Consider the following 18,633-nt stretch of genomic DNA (forward strand, 5'->3'; position numbering starts at 1 on the left):
AGCATATGAGCACAAAAATCTTTAAAGTTACAGCGGCAGTTTTGCTGTTATCTTTGTTTCTCAGCCCTGCTTATTCAGCCACGGGCTCTGATGCAGTTATAAATGCCGATCAGCTCGGCAGCGCAGTAATCCAGTGGGGATACGATATAAAATGGGAATGGAAGGCGAATTATATCAACACAGGCCACGCACGCGAGGTGTTTGTGGATAATCAGTTCTCTGTTCTCAGGATTCCGATATGGGGTGGTGGTGATACAGACCGAGGGCACCCTTCTGAAGGCGTGGTCCTTGAGGATGAGTATTCAATCCAGCTTGAAGCTATCGGCAATGCATTAGCTGAAAACAGCGATGTAATCCTATTTGCGAGCAAGAAGCTCAGAGGCGACGACAGCTTCCCCGAATGGACAAAGAGCTCAGCAGGAGGCCCGATAATCCCCGAGAAATACGCAATTATGCTCGCTGATTATCTCGAGATGCTGGAAGATAACGGCTTCTTCATAGACGTATTGGGCATTGATAATGAGCGCAGATTCAACGAAGGAAATATAACCACCAGCAGATACAAGCAGACAATAGATGAGCTGGAGGCTCTCTCTGTGAGCAGGGGCTTTGATATGCCACTCTTGATTGCTCCAGAGACATACACAGTTTCAAGTGCTGAGAATTGGCTGAGCTCGCTGAAAACGCAGGGCTGGGAAGATTATTACGATATCGCCGGCACTCACCACTATCCGAATCAATGGTACAACTCTTCTGCTTTGGGCGATTTCGCAGACACAGCCGGGGACAAGCCAAAGTGGCACAGCGAAGTGCATTGGGGAATCAATGACGGATTATTGAATGATTCAGAAAAGGCTATGAGAATCGTGTTCGACTGCTTTGACAAGGGTTTCAGCGCAATGACGTACTGGGGCTATCCTTTCGGCGATGACCACATTAAGCTGGGCACGGCTCTCACCCGCAGCACAGCCGGAGCGAGCACTGCGTTTATGGACGATATCGACGGAACATCCCTGAATCTCGGCGAGCTGATAACCCGCGCATTCCGTGAGGACAATTCGATGACTGTATGGCTTATCAACAACTCCTCGAATGCGTATCAGGACTACGGCTTTCAGGTTCAGGCGGGAACAAAGCTTATAGACAGCGATGTTGACTATACGCTCTGGGAAAGCTCAGGCGGGAATCTGTTGGAAACTCTCGGTACGGCCCCGAAAACTTCCGGGACGCGGTTTGAAATTACTGTGCCCCAATATTCGATAATGGTATTTGAATTTGACATAAACGACGACCAGAATCCGCCGAGTCCTGACCCGGCTCAGTGGCTCGCTGCTCCGGAAACAATAGACGGAAACTCCGTTTACATGAAGGCTGCCGAAGCCCAGGACCCCAGCGGGGTGGAATATTATTTCGAGTGCACAAAGGGCAGCGGAAACGACAGCGGCTGGCAGGACAGCCCTGAATATACAGAAACAGGGCTTGATGCAGATAAGTTATACGCATATAAGGTAACTGTTAGGGATAAAGGGCCTTATCAGAACCAGACAGCAAGCTCATCGGAGAAAGCTGTAGTAACTCAGGGGATTCTTCCCGGAATGATAGAGGCCGAGAACTACGATGCGGGCGGGCAGAATGCTGGATACTACGACAATACAGCAGGCAATTCATACTCTCAATACAGAGAGGATGATGTGGAAATTCTTTCAATCAGTGATGGGTATGCAGTGTATGCGGAGGCAGGCGAATGGCTGAGATACAGCAAAACGCTCACCGAAGGTACCTACAAAGCTGTAATCAGGAGCACCTCCAGCTACTCTATGCAGGCTCAGCTTGAGATTGAGGGGCAGGAGCCCTCAGAGGTTACGCTTCAAGATACTGGAGGCTGGTCTAACTGGAGCGAAACAGTAATAGAGCCCTTTGAGGTTCAAAGCTCCGGCGATGGCTCGGTTCGGCTCAGTATCACCCAGGGCGAAGGGCTGATTGATTACGTGAAGATTATTCGGGTTATCCCCGGGGTAATTCAGGCAGAGAACTACGCTGTCGGCGGGCAGAATGAGGCCTACTACGACAACAGCCCGGGCAATGCCTACGGAAAATACCGCTCTGAGGATGTGGATATACTCGCCGCAGGCGATGCGGGCGGGGGATTTGCCGTTTATGCTGAAGCGGGCGAGTGGCTCGAATACGATGCGGATGTGATGCCGGGAACTTATGATATAGTGATTAGGAGCAGCTCCTCTTATGAGCTCAGCGGAGCTCTGCAGGTGGGCAGCGGGGAAGAGCTTCCGTTCATTCTCCCTGACACCGGCGGGTGGAACAGCTGGGAGGATACGATAATCCCCGCCGCAAATATAAGTGAGCAGGGAGAATGCAGAATAAGGCTGAGCTTCAATGAAGGCACTTTCAAGAGCGCATCAGTGAACTATATTGAATTTACCCCAGCAGCTGAGCCGGCGGATATAAACGAAGACGGCCAAATAGACCTGCTGGATTACTCTCTGCTTGCCGGGCAGTGGGGTCTGCCTGCGGGCACGTATTCCGCTGATATAAGCCCGCAAGGCGGAGACGGGATGGTGAATTTCGCAGACCTCTTGGAGTTTGCTCAAAGCTGGCTTGAATGAACAACTAATGATTCGTATTCAGGAAGCGTTTGATCTCTTCTAAAACTTTCTCTGCTGAGATTGAGTTTATGCACCTTGGTTCTGGGCAGTTTTCGTGCTCGCCTGTGTATTGGCAGGGAGAGCATTTCTCTGCGGATTTGAGGATTCTGTATTTGTTCATCGGATGATTCTTCACAATGCAGGACATCCCGAACAGCCAGATTGTGTATGTGCCTGCGGCATCGCTGATATGGGCAGGCCCGCTGTCGTTGGCCACGGCAAGCTCGCTGTTTTTAAGTAGGAATGCGGTTTCCGCAAGGCTCAGCCTTCCGCGCAGGTCTAAAACATTCGCCTTATCGAAGCCTGCTTCGATCTCATCGCTTTCAAGCCCCGCTATACATACGGTGTAATCAGGCAGCTCTTCGGTGATAAGGTTTATCAGCTCGTGGAATTTCGGCCACTTTTTCCCCTCCCATCGCTGGTCTGGTTTTGAGCAGGGAAGAAGAGTGATTATCTTTCTGCCCTGAGGAACAAGCTCAGCGGGCTTAATTCCCACGTATTCAGGCAGGAGGCCGCCTTTGTATCCAAGCCTTCGTGCGATATCAAGGTCATACTCGCGTTCGGGCTTCAAGAACCATTTATTGCAGGCGTTTTTATATGCAAGCACCTTCCCGCAGCGGGGCTCATAGAGCCATGATGGGTGTATTTTGTCCCCCCAGTACGGGATGAGGGTGTAGTCGAAGCTCAGCTCTGCAGGCGGGGTTTTATCTTTGATTATTTTGTCGGGGATATGCCAGCTGTCGAAGAGGTCGCCTTTGGATGCCATAAACGTAATCTCGGCATTCGGCATTGCAATGCGAACCGCTTGAGCAAGCGGGGTGGCAGCGATGCAGTTTCCTATGCCGCTGATGTTGGCAGCTATCAGCACTCTGGAGGGCTTTTGCGAGTTGGACAGAGCGGTAAGATGCAGCCTGCTGAAGTATATTTTTGATTTGAATCTGCAAAGGGAATCTAAAAGGCCGTCCTGAAGGGCTTTTGCCTGCTTGTCTATATGGAGAGCTCGGAATATATCGTAAACTTTGAACTTAGCCATCTTTGTTCACTTCGGCCTCAAAGGAGTATTCAGGCAGAATTTCCCGAATCGTTTGAACCACCTGCTTTTCATCCTCGCCTGTGCAGACATCTTTAAGCTTTTCAATATCCCTTTCCAAACGGGATGAATCTATGCGTTTTGTTTTCCATATTGCCACCTTCGGATGGTTGGTAGGCAGCATATTCTCGCCTTCCACAGACAGCTCCTCGAAGAGTTTCTCACCCGGGCGAACGCCTGTAAACTCAATCTTTATATCAATCTGAGGCTCGTAGCCGTTGAGCTTTATCATATCCTTTGCAAGCTCCAAAATCTTCACCGGCTCGCCCATATCCAGAAGGAATACCTCGCCCCCTTTGCCCATTGCCGCTGCCTGCATTACTAAAAGACAAGCTTCGGGAATGGTCATAAAGTATCGGGTCATCTCCGGATGGGTAACAGTTACAGGTCCGCCGGCATCAATCTGTTTTTGGAACACAGGCACAACCGAACTGCTCGAGCCGAGGACATTCCCGAAGCGAACGGTAGTGAAATTTGTAACGGATTTTTCGTTCAGGCTCGTTGTGTACATCTCGGCGAGGCGTTTTGTAGAGCCCATAATGCTGGAAGGATTAACTGCCTTGTCACTGCTAATCAGGACAAAGTTTCCTGTCTTATGCTGGTCTGCTGCATCAGCAACGTTTTTCGTGCCCAGAACGTTGTTTTTCACGCTCTCGCCCGGATTGCTTTCCATCAGGGGTACATGCTTATGGGCAGCAGCATGGAAAACCACATCCGGCCTGTAATGCTCGAATATATGGAAAATTCTTTCTCTGTCGCAGACATCTGCTATCACAGGGCTAACCTCAATCATTTCAGAGAGGTTCTGAAGCTGACCTTCGATTTCAAAGAGCGGGTTTTCAGCCTGCTCGAGAAGAACCAGCCTCTTAGGCCCGTAGCCGGCAATCTGCCTGCAAAGCTCTGAGCCTATTGACCCGCCTGCACCGGTTACGATTACTGTTTTATTGTTTACGAAGCTGTGTATATGCTGAGTATCGAGCTTTATTTCATCTCTGCTGAGAAGATCGGAGATGTCGATCTTCCTCATCTGGCTAACCTTCACGCTTCCGGAGGTTATCTCAGCGAGGATCGGGATTATCCTGCAAACTGCATTGGTCTTTTCGGCAAGACGGATAATCTGCCTCCTCTGGTCGTGCTTGGCAGAGGGCAGGGCAATCGCAATCTCCTGAACCTCGTATTCCTCGCAGATATCGGGGATCTGTTCTGATGTCCCGAGAACCTCAAAGCCGTTTATAATGCTCTTGAGCTTGTCGGGGTTGTCGTCAACGAAGCCTATTATCTTGTATTTATTCAGGAAGAATTTTTTAATCTCCCTTGAGAGCATTTCGCCTGCATCGCCTGCGCCGGCAATAAGAAGATTCTTTCTGTCTGTGGAGCTCAGGGCGAGACTGTCTTCAATATTCAGCCTTGCAGACACCCTCAGCCCCGAGAGGGCGAAAATCGTAAGCACCATATCGAGGATTAAAATGCTCTCGGGCACTTCCCTGAAAATAGCCTGCTCAGGCGCGCGCATTGTGTACATCATTGTATGCCATATCCCGATGATGGCTGCTGCGCTGAAAAATGCGGACGTGCATATCCCCACAAGGTCTGAGATGTTTACATACTTCCAGAGGCTGCTGTACTGCCGGAAGAGCCCGAAGATTAAAACCTTTACGGGCAGAATGATAATCAGGGGAGGGAGGAACAGATCTATAATCCAGTCTCGCTGGATTTTCATATTGTTGAATATCCCGCAGGCTACGAAATATGCCAAAGTGAATACTATAATGTGTATTACAATCAGGCTGATCTTTCTGTATTTATGGGAGGTAAGAAGCTTTACCGGAATATTCAGCAGCCTTGTTCGCATTTTTTTCTGTTCAAATTAGTGTTAAATCAAAAGTGAAAGCCCGCCTGAGCATCTCGCTGCCGGCGGGCATAATGGATTACATATCTCTCTCTTCCGGCTCTTTATCGAGCTGGAAAGTATCGCAGATAACCTCAAGAGCCTTGTCAGACTGCTGCTTATCTACGAGGCAGCTTATTCTTATCTCGCTTGTTGTGATAGAATCGATGTTGATTTTATTCTCCGCAAGCGCCTTAAACATACGGTCTGCAACGCCGTAATGGGTTCTCATTCCAATACCCACAGCGCTTACCTCAGCGATGTCTTCTCTTATGAAAAGATCTCTGTATTGGATTTCATTTTTGATTGCTTTTATTGTTTTCAATGCGTCTGCAAGGTCGTTCTTTGAGATAGTGAACGAGAGGTTTGCAGAGTTGTCATCAAGCTCTGTCTGTATAATATCGTTCACGCTGATTTTCGTGCCTGCAAGGGCAGAGAACACCTTCGCTGCATTTCCCGGACTGTGCGGGATTCCGATTATCGTAATTTTTGCAAGGTCAGACTGGACCGTTGCACCTGATACTAATATACCTTCCATTTGAGGCACCTCTTCAGTAATTAAAGTTCCCTCGATATCCAGAGTGCTGCTTCTCACCTGAATTTCTACGCCGTATTTCTTGCCGAATTCGATAGCTCTTCCGTGCATAACTCCCGCTCCGAGACTTGCAAGTTCGAGCATTTCATCATAGCTTACCTGATTAATCTTCACTGCTTTGGAGTATTTGCGGGGGTCTGTTGTGTAGATCCCGTCAACGTCGGTGTATATCTCGCACTGCTTGGCCTTCAAAGCAGCTGCTATCGCCACAGCGCTTGTGTCAGACCCGCCTCTTCCGAGCGTTGTTACATTGCCTTTCTCATCAATCCCCTGAAAACCCGCTGCTATTACAATATAGCCATCATCGAGTTTTTCGTGGATGATCTCCGAGCCGATGCTTTCTATCCTCGCCTTGCTGTGTACGCTGTCGGTAATCATCTGGATCTGATGTCCTGTAAAGCTGAGAGCCTTGTAACCCATATTCTGGATTGCAATAGCCATCAGGGATACTGTCTGCTGTTCGCCGGTACTGAGAAGCTGATCCATCTCCCGCTTGGGCGGGTCAGGATTTAGCTCGTATGCATCAGCCACAAGCTCATCGGTCTGTTTGCCCCTTGCCGAGGCAACCACGACTACTTTATGCCCCTGCTTGTACTTGGCGACAGCCCGCTTCGCTGCGTTTCTGATCTTTTCAGAATTTGCAACTGAAGTGCCGCCGAATTTTTGAACAATGATTGACATTTGTTCCCCGTAATTTTAATAAATAATTCTTACATTTTTAGAAAATATTCCATCAGTTCATAGCCCCTTGCTATATGGAGGCCTGAACCGGCCGCATTCAATTCACTGAAGGCCCTGCCTTGGACATCAGGGCGTTCGATAGTTCCGCTTATCATAAACGGCACTGGCTCAGCAGTATGCCCTCTTGTGCTCACAGGCGTAGGGTGGTCCGGCATTACGAGAATCTTCCACTCATCATAGCCTTCAAGCTTCTTTGAAAGAGGTGCGATAATCCTGCTGTCTATCCTTTCAAGGGCGGTTTTCTTGAGCTCTGCATCGCCGGAATGGCCTGCCTCATCCGGCCCCTCGAGGTGCAGGAATACAATATCATTCTCGTCGAGAGCCTCGGCTGCTGCCTCCGCCTTGCCTTCGTAATTGGTGTCTGCAAGACCGGTAGCACCTTCCACATTTATAACCTCAAAGCCGATCAGCTTCGAGAGCCCCCGAACAAGGTCAACAGCCGTGATAGAAGCCCCTTTAAGGCCGTACTTGGCCTTGAAGCTTTCCATACTCGCCCTTTTCCCTTCGCCCCAGAGCCATATCGAGCTCACAGGATTCTCCCCGAGGTCTGTACGGATTTTGTTTATCTCCATCTGGTCTATCACCAGCCTGCTTTTCTCCATCAGATCTCTCAAAAATGCGCTGTTTTTGCCCGACGGGACAATCTTTTTTACCGGCCTGCCGATATTGTCGTGGGGCGGAAGGGTTTTTACATCGAAATCCATCCCCTTTACCACGCACAGATGCCTGTAGCTCACGCCCGGATAGAAACGCACCTTATCCGAGCCGAGCTGTTTTTGAAGCTCTTCGATTATCTGCCTGCCTTCGTTGGTGGATATGTGCCCTGCGCTGTGGTCTGCCATATTCCCGTCTGAGTATGTAACCAGATTGCATCGGAATACGAAGTCTTCCTGCGTGAGCTCAATCCCCATAGCAGCGGCCTCAATAGGGGCTCTTCCGGTGTAGAATTCATACGGGTTGTACCCCAGCAGGCTCATCTGAGCAACATCACTGCCCGGAGACATACCCTCAGGGACAGTTTGAACCAGCCCCTGAATTCCCGCTTGAGAAAGCCTGTCTATATTCGGAATATCAGCGGCCTGAAGCACCGTTTTTCCGTCGAACTGGTCTATGGGAAGGTCTGCCGCTCCATCCGGAATTACTATAAGGTGTTTGCAGTTCACCCCTCATCCCCCGGGATTTCAACTATCTGTATGCAAACCGGCTCGCCGGCGATTATATTCATCTCATCAATCTTTTTAAGGGCATCATCAATCATATTGCGGGAGGTTTTGTGAGTAGTAATTACCACCGTAACATAATTTTTCTGTGCGGGAGCCTCCTGCTGGAGGGCCCCTCTGATGCTTATCCCGTTCTCGCCCAGCGCCGAGGACATCTTCGCCAGAACGCCCGGCTCGTCTTTGGCCTGAATCCTTATATAGAAGCGTTTCTGCTGGTCTTTGATATCTGCAACCAGAGGCTTTGTTTCTTCTCTGGGCTTGAGTTTGAGGTTATCGAAGAGCTGCTTTGAATTGCCCGATACGATTTCGATAATATCAGCGGTAACTGCGCTTGCTGTGGGCATCATGCCAGCCCCGCGTCCGTAGTACATCGTATGGCCTACGCAGTTTCCGAAAAGGCTTACCGCATTGAACGGCCCGGGAACCTGAGCTATTATCTCATCAGAAGCCACGAAAGAAGGGCTAACCTGAAGCGTGTATTCCCCGCAGGGCTGCTTCTCTGCAACGCCCAAGAGCTTGAGGCTGTATCCCATTTCTCTTCCGCATTCGATATCTGTGATGGCAATCTTCTCTATGCCTTCGTAAGTTACGTCTGCAAATTCAAACTCGCAGCCGAAACAAAGACTCGCAATGATAGCGAGTTTGTGCCCGCAGTCTCCGCCGTTTATATCCAGCGTGGGGTCTGCTTCGGCATAACCGAGCTCCTGAGCCCTTTCCAGAACGTCCGGGAAATCATCGCCGTTTTGCTCCATGCAGGTGAGAATATAATTGCTTGTGCCGTTGAGGATGCCGTAGATTCGTTCTATATCATTTGCAGCGAGGCCCGTTCTTATTGCGCTGATTATCGGGATCCCGCCTGCGCAGCTGGCCTCGAATGCTATGCAGACGTTATTCTCACGGGCAACGCTGAAAAGCTCCGCACCATGTTTGGCAAGAAGAGCCTTATTCGCTGTAACAACGTTTTTTCCGCTTTGGAGCATCTTAATCTGGATGTCTTTGGCGGCCGTCGTACCGCCTACCAGCACAACTGCAATGTCAATGCTCTCATCGCAGGCTATATCGTCTATGTCTGTGGACAGCAGCTCTTCAGGCACATCTACTGAGCGAGGGGTTGTGATGTCTAAATCCACAATCTTTGCAAGCTCGAGATTTGCTCCGGTTTTCTGCTGGATGGTTTCTTTCTGGTCGAAGAGGATCTTTGCAACGCCGCAGCCGACCGTCCCAAAACCCGCGATTCCTATTCTGATTCTCTTTTCATTCATCAGAAGATTCCTGTTCTAACTTATAGTTTACAAAAAAAGTACAGCACCACATCTTAGCTGAAAAAGGCTATTTTTCAAGCGCAAACAAATCTTTAACTTCTTTTTGTGCGACAATATTTTCCGGCAGGGCTTTTTCCTTAGCTTTGCTGATATTCCCCGCCGGCTATTAAATCGCTAAGGATTTTGTGTTTTCATTTTACCGCGAAGCCCTCGAAACACACGAAGGGGATATTTAATTTATTTTCCACAGATGGCACAGATTATATGAATGTAAGCGATTGCGATAAAAATAGGGGACAGTTACCTATTTTTAATAGTAAAAAGCTTTATAAAATAATGAGATAGGGAATTGGCCGGCATAAGAATTTGGTTGAGATGAGACGGCAAGTGGTTCGTCAAGAGCAGCTGCCGCCCAACAAGCATATTTGCTCGGTTTAAAGCCTTGGTGAAGCAATTACACAGAAAAAAAACTGTCGAGTAAAAGCCTGTGAATAATCAAAGAAGCTGCAAACTCACATCAGTTGAAAACAATTATTAGGTAACTGTCCCCTATTTTAAGCGGTTCGCTGCTTAATAATGCAGCGTCGTATAGCGGAGGAGCGCAAGCTCCCCGCTAGGATAGCGAAACGTGAAGAGCCGGCGGTAAGCGAAAAATCTTTTCTAAAAGAATCCCTATCGGGTCCGCCACGGCGAACTCCGCTGTAGTACGGGGGATGTTAAACATTGAGCCTGTCCGCCGCAGGCGGAGAGTTAGCGGCAGCTGAAGGAGAAAAACTTTCCCCTTATCATTGCCTTGAACTTTAAAAATCCTGTCTAAAAATATCCCCTTAGTGCTTCTTAGCGCCGCTCAGTGGCTGGAATATCTCAGTGCTGCTCGTGGTTTAAACCAATTAAAAAATCTTCGTGTTCCTCCGAGCACTTCGCGGTTTAAACCAATCCCACGTGGTTCAAACAAATTACCCGCTGAAAAATTTCTCTCCGCCTTTTCCTTATTTAATATTTATCCTGTTAATCCTGTCTAAAAATTATCACCTTAGCGTATCTTAGCGCTGCTCAGTGGCTGGAATATCTCAGCTCTGCTCAGCGGCAGTAAATCACGGCAAAGTGATTATTGAAATGCACTGCGAAGCTGAGGTCTTTGGCTTGCCAGATCAGCAGAAATTCGTTATCATTGACATCCTGTGAAAGCATGGGAAAGAAAATGGAAAAAGTTTTAATCATAAGCGACGGCAAACCCGGCCACGTCAATCAGGCCAGAGCATTATGCAGCATTATGGGCTGGGAATGCATTGAGGCAGTTGCCGAATACAGGCTCAAGGCATTCAAGGCAGCGGGCTATCTGCTCGATTCGGTCAGGCTGCATTCGAGCCTTCCGTTCACACTCACCTTCAGCAGCTCAGGCGAGCGGGCAGAAGCAGAGAATATGCCTGCTGGGATCACCAGAATCGCAGCGGTGAGCTCGGGTGCATACTATCCGGCCAAGGTGCTCGCAAATCGCCTCGGGGTTGAGGTGATTGCTTTGATGCTCCCTCGGGGCATACGCAAATCAGACTTCTCGCATATCTTCTGCCCATCCTACGACAATCCCCCTCGTGCGGAGAACATAACACCTGTGCCAATCACGCTCTGCAGCAGGGGCGAAAGCTTTTACGCCCAGAAAGCTGGCGAATTCACAGAGAAAACCGGCATGAAAGGCCCCTCTGCAAGCGTTATAATCGGGGGGGAAAATGCGTACGGAAGAATCGAGCCGGAGAAGATTCGAGGTCAGCTCGAGAAAATCTTCGAGAAAACCCCCAATCTCGAGCACTGGCTCACAACATCCCGCCGCACAAGCAGAAAGGTAGAAAAGACAGCCGCTTCTTTCCCGTTCGATTATAAGCTGATCTTCTCTGAAAGCCGGTACAACCCCATCCCAGCGTTTATAGGAATGAGCGAATACATCTTCGTTACCAGCGATTCATCTTCTATGATCAGCGAATGCGTCAGTACGGGCAGTGCGAAGGTGGAGGTGCTCAAAAACGAGCCGAAAAGAAAGAGCAAATTCGACAGATTCCTCGCAGAGCTTCAAGCAGAAGGCTGCGTACACATATTCGACGGCACATTAGGCGATGCAGACAGGAAGATAAATCTGGAGGAGAAAATCCGGTCGGTTTTGGAAGACTGATGAAAACCTTTTCAGCAGAGCTGAAAAAATAATTTTTCATGGCATTAAAAACCTTGCCTGAAGTAACGTTTTTGTTACACTCTGCGCATTATGAACGAAGGGATTATGACAGGTTTAATAATAGTTTTCAGCTGCGTTGCATTTGTGCTCATAACAGCTTTCTGGGCAAGCTCCCGGATTAAAAAAATGTCGCAAAACGGCTACGGCTCCGCTCGCTATGCGCTGAAAAATCTTCGTAAAGGCAAATAGTCTTTTTAGTGAGAGACCTCTAATGGCACGTAAATCCCGCCCTTCCGCAAACCCCACACCAGAATTATCCAGAGAGCTTTCTTTGTTCCACATCATAATGATGGGGCTGGGTATGATGATAGGTGCCGGTGTGTTTCTCGGGATGGGCATATCCATAGGCGAGGCCGGCCCGGGCGGGGTTGTCCTTACATTCGCTCTGAATGGCGTATTCGCAATGCTCACGGCTATGAGCTTCGCTGAGCTGAGTTCTGCAATTCCTCGAGCAGGGGGTGTGTATAATTTCGCGCGTATCGGCTTCGGACGCAACGCCAGCTTCCTCGCAGGCTGGATGGAGTGGTTCGCTTCGAGCGTTGCAGGGAGCATGTATGCCCTGACATTTGCTATATACAGCATCCGGTTTATCGACGCCCTCGGCTGGCTCAATCCGCTTTATGAATCTTTCGGAAACGATCCGGAAACCGTCATTCTGGTGCTGGAAAGGCTTACAGCAGTAATAACTGCGGGGCTGTTTGTGTATATAAACTTCAAGGGCTCCTCGGAAACCGGCAAAGCCGGTGCAGTAATTACCGTGGGACAAACCCTTTTCGTTCTTACAATCGGGATTTTCGGGGTGGTTGCGGTTATCCAAGACCCCTCAAGACTGCAAAACTTCACGCCTTTTATGCCGGAAGGCTGGTCTAAGCTGCTGGTAACTATGGGCTTTACTTACGTTGCCTTTGAGGGATATGAAGTGATAGCCCAGGCGGGCGATGAAACGATAGACCCGAAGAAAAACCTGCCCAAGGCAATGATATATTCTGTTACTATCGTAACGCTTATTTATGTGCTTGTAGCCTTTGCCACAGTGGTATCTGTAAAGGCGGGCAGCGAAGGGGTTGGCCAAATGCCCCCGTGGGAGTGGATTGGTCAGTTCAAGGAGAAGGGCTTCGGCGAGGCAGCTGCAAGGCTTATGCCGTTAGGTAATTTCGTGCTCACTCTCGCTGTGATTTTCTCCTCTACATCCGCCCTGAACGCCACGATTTACTCGGGCACAAGAGCCTCCTACGCCCTCGGACGCGACGGGATGATGCCCGAATTCTGGTCTCGAATACACGAAAAAAACCGAACCCCTTACGGTGCACTTATTGCAACCTCGGTAATCGTAATATTCACTGCTGCATTCCTGCCGACTGAGGATGTGGCATCCAGCGCAAGCATAATGTTTCTGTTCCTTTTCTTTATGGTGAATCTCTGCGTTATAAAGATTCGCCTCGGGATGGGCGATGAGCTCGAATACGGCTTTATGATGCCGTTTTTCCCTGTACCGCCGATCCTTGCACTGATTATGCAGGCTGTGCTTGCGGTATGGCTGGTGCATATGAGCGTAATCGCTTGGATAATCGCACCGATCTGGATTCTCGCAGGCCTTGCGATATACCTGCTGTACTCTAAAGACAGGGTTATCGCGGCAGAACACGAGATAACCGTATTCGATGAACAGAGAAACTATAAGCCCAAAGGGTATCCGGTGATGGTGGGCCTGGCTGACCCGGAGAACGCAGTGGATCTGGTTAACGGTACATACAAACTCTGCTCTTCAAAGAAGAAGCCGCATGTGGAGCTGATTCATATGGTGTCCGTACCTGAGCATATATCGCTGTCTGAATCCGAAGAATACACCGAACCGGGAAGAGAAGCCATCACAGAGGCTATGCTCTATCTCTCAATGCATTTCCCGCTGAATACCACAATCCGCTACTGCAGGAATATCGCAAGGGGGATTGTTTCGGCAGTGAAGGAGAAGAAGGTGAAGCTGCTCGTTCTCGGCTGGCACGGCAAACCCGAAAACAGGCTTTTCAATATCGGCGCCACAATAGACCCAATCGTTGAGCGGGCGCCCTGCAATGTGGTGATTATTAAGGGCTCGGAGAAATCCAAGCAGAGATACAAAAGCGTGCTTGTGCCGGTATCAGGCGGGCCAAACTCCGAATACGCAGCAGAAATCGCTAATATTATGGCCGAAACGGATGCAAAGGTAACTATGCTCAAGGTGGATACCGGACAGAAGCGGGGATTCAAGCTCAGAGAATTCGCACTGAATCAGGCGATGAGGCTAAGACTGAGGCCGGACAGATTCACAACCAAAACCGTAAAAGCGAAAAGCTCGGTAATAGCTATACTCAGAGAAGCAAAAAATCACGAACTCACCGTCCTCGGGATGACTAACCGGCCGCTCGGACAGTTCCGAGGGCTGTCTGTGCCCGAAAAAATAGCTTGCAGAACTTCAAAGCCCGTGGTTATTGCAAAGGCAGGCGGGAAAGTGGATTCACTGTTCAAAAGAATCTTTTCCTGAAGCGATGATCTCCGAGGTAGAAGTTTTCATAACTAACCCCTCTGCGGTTCTAACATTTACACTAAACGAAACGAGCTATCCAGACAGCAGGGGAAAATGCGCCGAAACGAAACAATTGCGAAATATCAGCTCTCTCTGCCCCCTCTGCATACTTTGCAAAGCCAAGGTCTTGCAGAAAAGCTTTGAGCATTTTGGTGTATAAAGCATAAGCAGTAAGCCGTTTAGTACCGCTATTTTCGTTTCCTTTTCGATTTTCTTTTTCTGCTATGTGTGTATGAGCGGCGGTCTTTGGTTTTTGCCTTGAACTTGTGCTTCTTTTCGTGTTTGGGCTTGAGCTCTGTTTTCTTAACGAGCGGCTCGACGGGCAGCAGAGTAATCTGACGAATCGGGACAACCACATTCGTTATCGTAACATCAATCTCAAGCCCAATCCGCACGCGAACGCCGCTGTGCTGACCGGTAAGACTCTGGGATTTCTCGTGAAACTCCCATCTGTCCGGCCCGAGCTCCTCAGAGGATATAAAGCCTTCAATCCCGAATTTTTTGCACTGAACGAAGATTCCCTTGCGGATAACGCCTGAAACGTAGCATTCGAGGGTTTCGCCGACCTTCTTCTCGAGCATCTGAAGAATCAGCACCTTCTTCAGATCCCTCTCAGCATTCTCCGCCTTGTCTTCTGTACTGCTGATATACCCGCCCAGCTGCACAAGGTCTTCCTCTGAGGGGATTCCCATCTTTTCGCTGAGCCGGCCTTCCTTTAGGTATTTATCCAGCAGGCGGTGTATGGTGAGGTCTGCGTATCTTCTGATGGGGCTTGTAAAGTGGGTGTAATGGCGCGAAGAGAGGGCATAATGGCCGATATTCTCAGGGGAATAAACTGCCTTCTGAAGGCTCCGCAGCACGGCATTATTCACTGCATACTCAAGCCCTGTTCCCCGAACCTTATCGAGAATTTTACGCAGCGATTCTCTGTCCGCGCTGGAGGGCAGCTTCATCCCGCAAACGCTCACGAAATCCGCAAGCCTCTGGGCGCTGAAAGCATCGGGGTCGGGGTGTATTCTGCGGATAAACGGGATATCGAAGCTGTCGAGCAGCCTTGCCACAGCCTCATTCGCCTCCACCATAAACATCTCGATTATCGTATGCGGATAGCTTTGGTCTGCGGGGTTTGCATCTACCACCTCGCCGTTGTCATTGAGCACAAGGTCAATATCCGGCAAATCCAAATGGATCATACCGTCCTGCTCCCTTCGCTTTTCGATCCTTCGGGCGAGCATATCCATATCTCTGAGCAGTTTGTAAATTTCCTGCGGGAAATCGAGCTTTTCACCCTGAAGCATCCTGTCTGCATCCCTGTAGGTTAGACGAGCTGAAGACTGAATCAGGCTGTTTGCGTATTTGGTTTTGCTCTTGATTACCCTGCCTCGCTTGTCGTATGTGATGTAAACGCTCTTGGCGAATCGGGGCTGATTTGGCTGCAGAGAGCATACGCCGTTGCTGAGAACTTCAGGCAGCATAGGCAGAACCCTGCCGGGAAGATATACGCTGTTCCCGCGAAGGCCTGCCTCCTCATCTAGAGCCGAGCCCTGCGTTACAAAGCGGCTGACATCTGCAATATGAATTCCCAGAACGGGATTGTTATCCTCATCAAACTCAAGGCTGATTGCATCGTCGTAGTCTTTCGCTGTATCGGGGTCTATCGTGATAAGCTCCTTATCGCGGATATCATCATAGCCCTTGCCCGGCTTGAAATCAACGTCTGCGCATTTTCTCGCCTGCTCAGTGCATTGTTTATCGAATCCGCTTCGAAGCTCGAAATTCTTGATAGTAGCTTCGATTTCCGTTTCATAAAGCCCCGCTCTGCCTATAACATCAATTATCACAGCCTTTCCGGGGGTTTTGTCCTTTGGATACTTGAGCACCTCATAATACACCTTGTCTTCCTGCTTCGCTCCCTTGATTTGAGGATCGTCAACGTTGAACGGGGCTTTGAAGAAGTTCCCGTCCGGCACGATCATCCATCTGCCTTCATTTTTATAGAGAGTGCCGGTAGAGGTGGTTTTTGCCCGCTCAATCACCTTGGTTATCTTGCCGGCAAGCAGGAATTTCTTTCCTTTTCGCCGTCTTCGTATTACCTTCGCCTCCACGATATCACCGTCGCAGGCGCTGTTTATATTGTGGCGTTCTATGCGGAGATCGCCGTCTCGTGTGGCGGTAAGCGGGGCAACGAAGCCGAATTCCTGCCTTGTTGAGCGGAACTTGCCCTTAACAACATCGCCTGAGCTGGGCAGTGTAATGCGGGAGTTTTTCCCGATATCCAGAAGGCCTTCCTCAAGCATATTTTGAACTGTCTGGCTGAACTGCTCTCTCTGCTGCTTATCGTCAGCACCGAGCATCTCAGCTAACCGATTTTCAGTTACAGGGGAATATTCAGAATTCTTTACGAATTTTAGAATCCTGTCTTTAAGACTTTTCATACAATCGTATCCTTTGCAAATTTAACAATCTGGAAATTATAACCCTTCAGCTTTGAATTACCAAACAATAAAATAAGATAAAAATCACTGAAAAATTAATGGGTTCTAAAAATATTCGAGAAAGATACTAGACTGATTAACTTGTTTTTATTTTAAAAATTTTGAAAGTATTTTACACAGAGCCTGCGGCGGACAGGCGGGAAGTAAAAAGATGGTATTTTTAAACAGGATTGACAGGATTATTGGGCGGGTGATTGGTTTAAACCGAGAAGGACTCGGAGGAACACGAAGGGTTTTTATTGTAAATTGTTTTACAGCAATGCTTTACCTTTGTAAATTATCTGTGTTATCTGTGGATAATAAATAAATCAAAAAATTATCCCCTTCGTGTGTTTCGTGGTAAAACAAAACATAAAATTTTCCTATCTCTCCATCTCATCCTGTAGATCCTGTTAATCCTGTCCAATATTATATCTTCTCCGCTAACTCTCCGCCTGCGGCGGACAGGCTCAATGTTTAATATTCCTTTTACATCGGTGGTTAAATTATTCTTAATTGAGGCTGTTTTTCTCATCACCGGCCAGAGAGCTGCCCCGCAATTTGATATTCTGCACCAATGCGGGGGCTGAAGTTTTTACACAGAGATATCGGAGGAAGCGGAGGGGATTTTTTGGGTGGGTATTTTTTTTTATCCTCGTGGGATTGGTTTAAACCGCGAAGGGCGCGAAGAATTTTTGTAATTGCTTTAAACCACGAGCAGCGCTGAGATATTTCAGCCGCTGAGAAACGCTAAGAAGCACTAAGGGAATATTTTTAGACAGAATTTTTAATGTTCAAGGCAATGATAAGGGGAAAGTTTTTCTCCTGCAGCTGCCGCTGACTCAGATGTTTAACATCCCCCGTACTACAGCGGAGTTCGCCGTGGCGGACACCGCTGTGCGACGCTGCATTATTAAGCAGCGAACCGCTGGCTCAGTCAGTAAATGCGGCGGCCAACGCTAACGCTAGGGAAAATCTGAGTATATGCATTTTATGGTCCTGCTGTAATAACAACAAATTCTGTTTAGTTTTTTCCCAATACGCGCAGTTTATCCAATCGATACTCACTTTATCGTATCTTATTTGCAATTTCAAGCAAAAATAATTGTAAACATTAAGATTTTATGATAAATTCAGCTGTGATGAATTTTTAAGCGGTTTTGTAAATGCCAATCCAAACAGCCTGCATAACTGATGAGTTAATCCAAACTGCAAACGCTGTTCTCTGGCCTTCAAGGTGTCTGAGCTGCGGGGAGCCTGCCTCTCCGGGGCAGCCGCTCTGCGGGGCGTGCTGGGAAGGGCTCAGAGATGCGTGCAGTGATTATGCCTGCCCGAGGTGCGGGGCGGTTGTGAGCGAGGAGGCCGCTAAAAACAGCATGTGCGGGTTCTGCATCAACAAAAAGCTCTACATAGACGGCTTCGCCCGCTCCGGCAGATACGAAAGCACACTTAGAAACCTCGTACTTATGCTAAAGCATTCGGAAAATGCCGCACTGATAAAGCTCGTTCGAATTCTAGCTGCCTCGGCCTTCCAAAACAGATTCGCATCAGAGCGGATTGATTGTGTATGCCCTGTACCTCTGCACTGGACACGCCGCTGGGCAAGGGGATTCAATCAGGCCGGAGTTCTCGCTGAAGGGCTCAAATCCATCGGAATTCCTTCCAGAACTGAACTAACACGAAAAAAACAGACAAAACCTCAGCCTGTAATGCAGAGCTACAGCAAACGAATGAAAAACGTGAGAGGGGCGTTTGCAGTCAAAAGATTTGCTGATGTGCGCAGAAAGAGCATCCTGCTGGCTGACGACGTTCGAACATCCGGCGCAACGCTGAACGAATGCGCCCGAGTGCTCAAAGAGGCGGGAGCGGAAAGGGTGTATGCCCTCACGCTCACCGTGCCGGCAGGGCAGATTTAG

At 48.8% G+C, this 18,633-nt stretch carries 11 protein-coding genes; 5 read left to right on the forward strand and 6 right to left on the reverse strand.

The window, feature by feature from the left end; all coding sequences use genetic code 11:
• The first annotated feature begins 5 nt into the window (after positions 1–5).
• Positions 6–2,621, forward strand: a complete 2,616-nt coding sequence (locus L21SP3_RS09425) for a carbohydrate-binding domain-containing protein (protein ID WP_077540921.1) — start codon at positions 6–8, stop codon at positions 2,619–2,621.
• Positions 2,622–2,625: 4 nt separating this feature from the next.
• Here L21SP3_RS09425 and L21SP3_RS09430 read toward each other — a convergent pair whose 3' ends face one another.
• The 5 genes from L21SP3_RS09430 to L21SP3_RS09450 form a co-directional block, all read right to left on the reverse strand.
• Positions 2,626–3,693 (reverse strand): glycosyltransferase family 9 protein, encoded by a 1,068-nt coding sequence (locus L21SP3_RS09430; protein ID WP_077540923.1) that lies wholly within the window; start codon positions 3,691–3,693, stop codon positions 2,626–2,628.
• On the reverse strand, positions 3,686–5,602 hold the full coding sequence (locus L21SP3_RS09435) for a polysaccharide biosynthesis protein (protein WP_077540924.1): 1,917 nt from the start codon (positions 5,600–5,602) through the stop codon (positions 3,686–3,688). Before L21SP3_RS09435 ends, L21SP3_RS09430 begins: the two co-directional genes overlap by 8 nt.
• 76 nt (positions 5,603–5,678) lie before the next feature.
• On the reverse strand, positions 5,679–6,914 hold the full coding sequence (locus L21SP3_RS09440) for an aspartate kinase (RefSeq protein WP_077540925.1): 1,236 nt from the start codon (positions 6,912–6,914) through the stop codon (positions 5,679–5,681).
• Positions 6,915–6,943: 29 nt separating this feature from the next.
• On the reverse strand, positions 6,944–8,137 hold the full coding sequence (locus L21SP3_RS09445) for a cofactor-independent phosphoglycerate mutase (protein WP_077540927.1): 1,194 nt from the start codon (positions 8,135–8,137) through the stop codon (positions 6,944–6,946).
• Entirely contained in the window at positions 8,134–9,456 is a 1,323-nt protein-coding gene (locus tag L21SP3_RS09450) for a homoserine dehydrogenase (protein WP_077540928.1), read from the reverse strand. Before L21SP3_RS09450 ends, L21SP3_RS09445 begins: the two co-directional genes overlap by 4 nt.
• Before the next feature lie 1,201 nt (positions 9,457–10,657).
• On the opposite strand from L21SP3_RS09450, the gene L21SP3_RS09455 reads away from it, so the two are divergent.
• From L21SP3_RS09455 to L21SP3_RS09460, 3 genes are all read left to right on the forward strand, one after another.
• The gene (locus tag L21SP3_RS09455) at positions 10,658–11,620 is read left to right on the forward strand and encodes an ELM1/GtrOC1 family putative glycosyltransferase (protein WP_161488169.1); all 963 of its coding nucleotides are present in this window, start codon (positions 10,658–10,660) and stop codon (positions 11,618–11,620) included.
• 105 nt (positions 11,621–11,725) lie between these two features.
• Positions 11,726–11,869: a hypothetical protein gene (locus tag L21SP3_RS12020; protein WP_161488170.1), complete on the forward strand. Its 144-nt coding sequence runs from the start codon at positions 11,726–11,728 to the stop codon at positions 11,867–11,869.
• 22 nt (positions 11,870–11,891) lie between these two features.
• Complete coding sequence (locus L21SP3_RS09460; protein ID WP_077540930.1) at positions 11,892–14,201, forward strand: amino acid permease; 2,310 nt, start codon at positions 11,892–11,894, stop codon at positions 14,199–14,201.
• Between the two features lie 230 nt (positions 14,202–14,431).
• Here the strand turns inward: L21SP3_RS09460 and rnr are convergent, their stop codons facing one another.
• Complete coding sequence (gene rnr, locus L21SP3_RS09465) at positions 14,432–16,678, reverse strand: ribonuclease R (RefSeq protein ID WP_077540932.1); 2,247 nt, start codon at positions 16,676–16,678, stop codon at positions 14,432–14,434.
• 1,205 nt (positions 16,679–17,883) lie between these two features.
• Here rnr and L21SP3_RS09470 point away from each other — a divergent pair.
• Positions 17,884–18,633, forward strand: a complete 750-nt coding sequence (locus L21SP3_RS09470; protein ID WP_077540933.1) for a ComF family protein — start codon at positions 17,884–17,886, stop codon at positions 18,631–18,633.

This window comes from Sedimentisphaera cyanobacteriorum (genome assembly GCF_001997385.1).
GTDB classification, from domain to species: Bacteria; Planctomycetota; Phycisphaerae; order Sedimentisphaerales; family Sedimentisphaeraceae; genus Sedimentisphaera; species Sedimentisphaera cyanobacteriorum.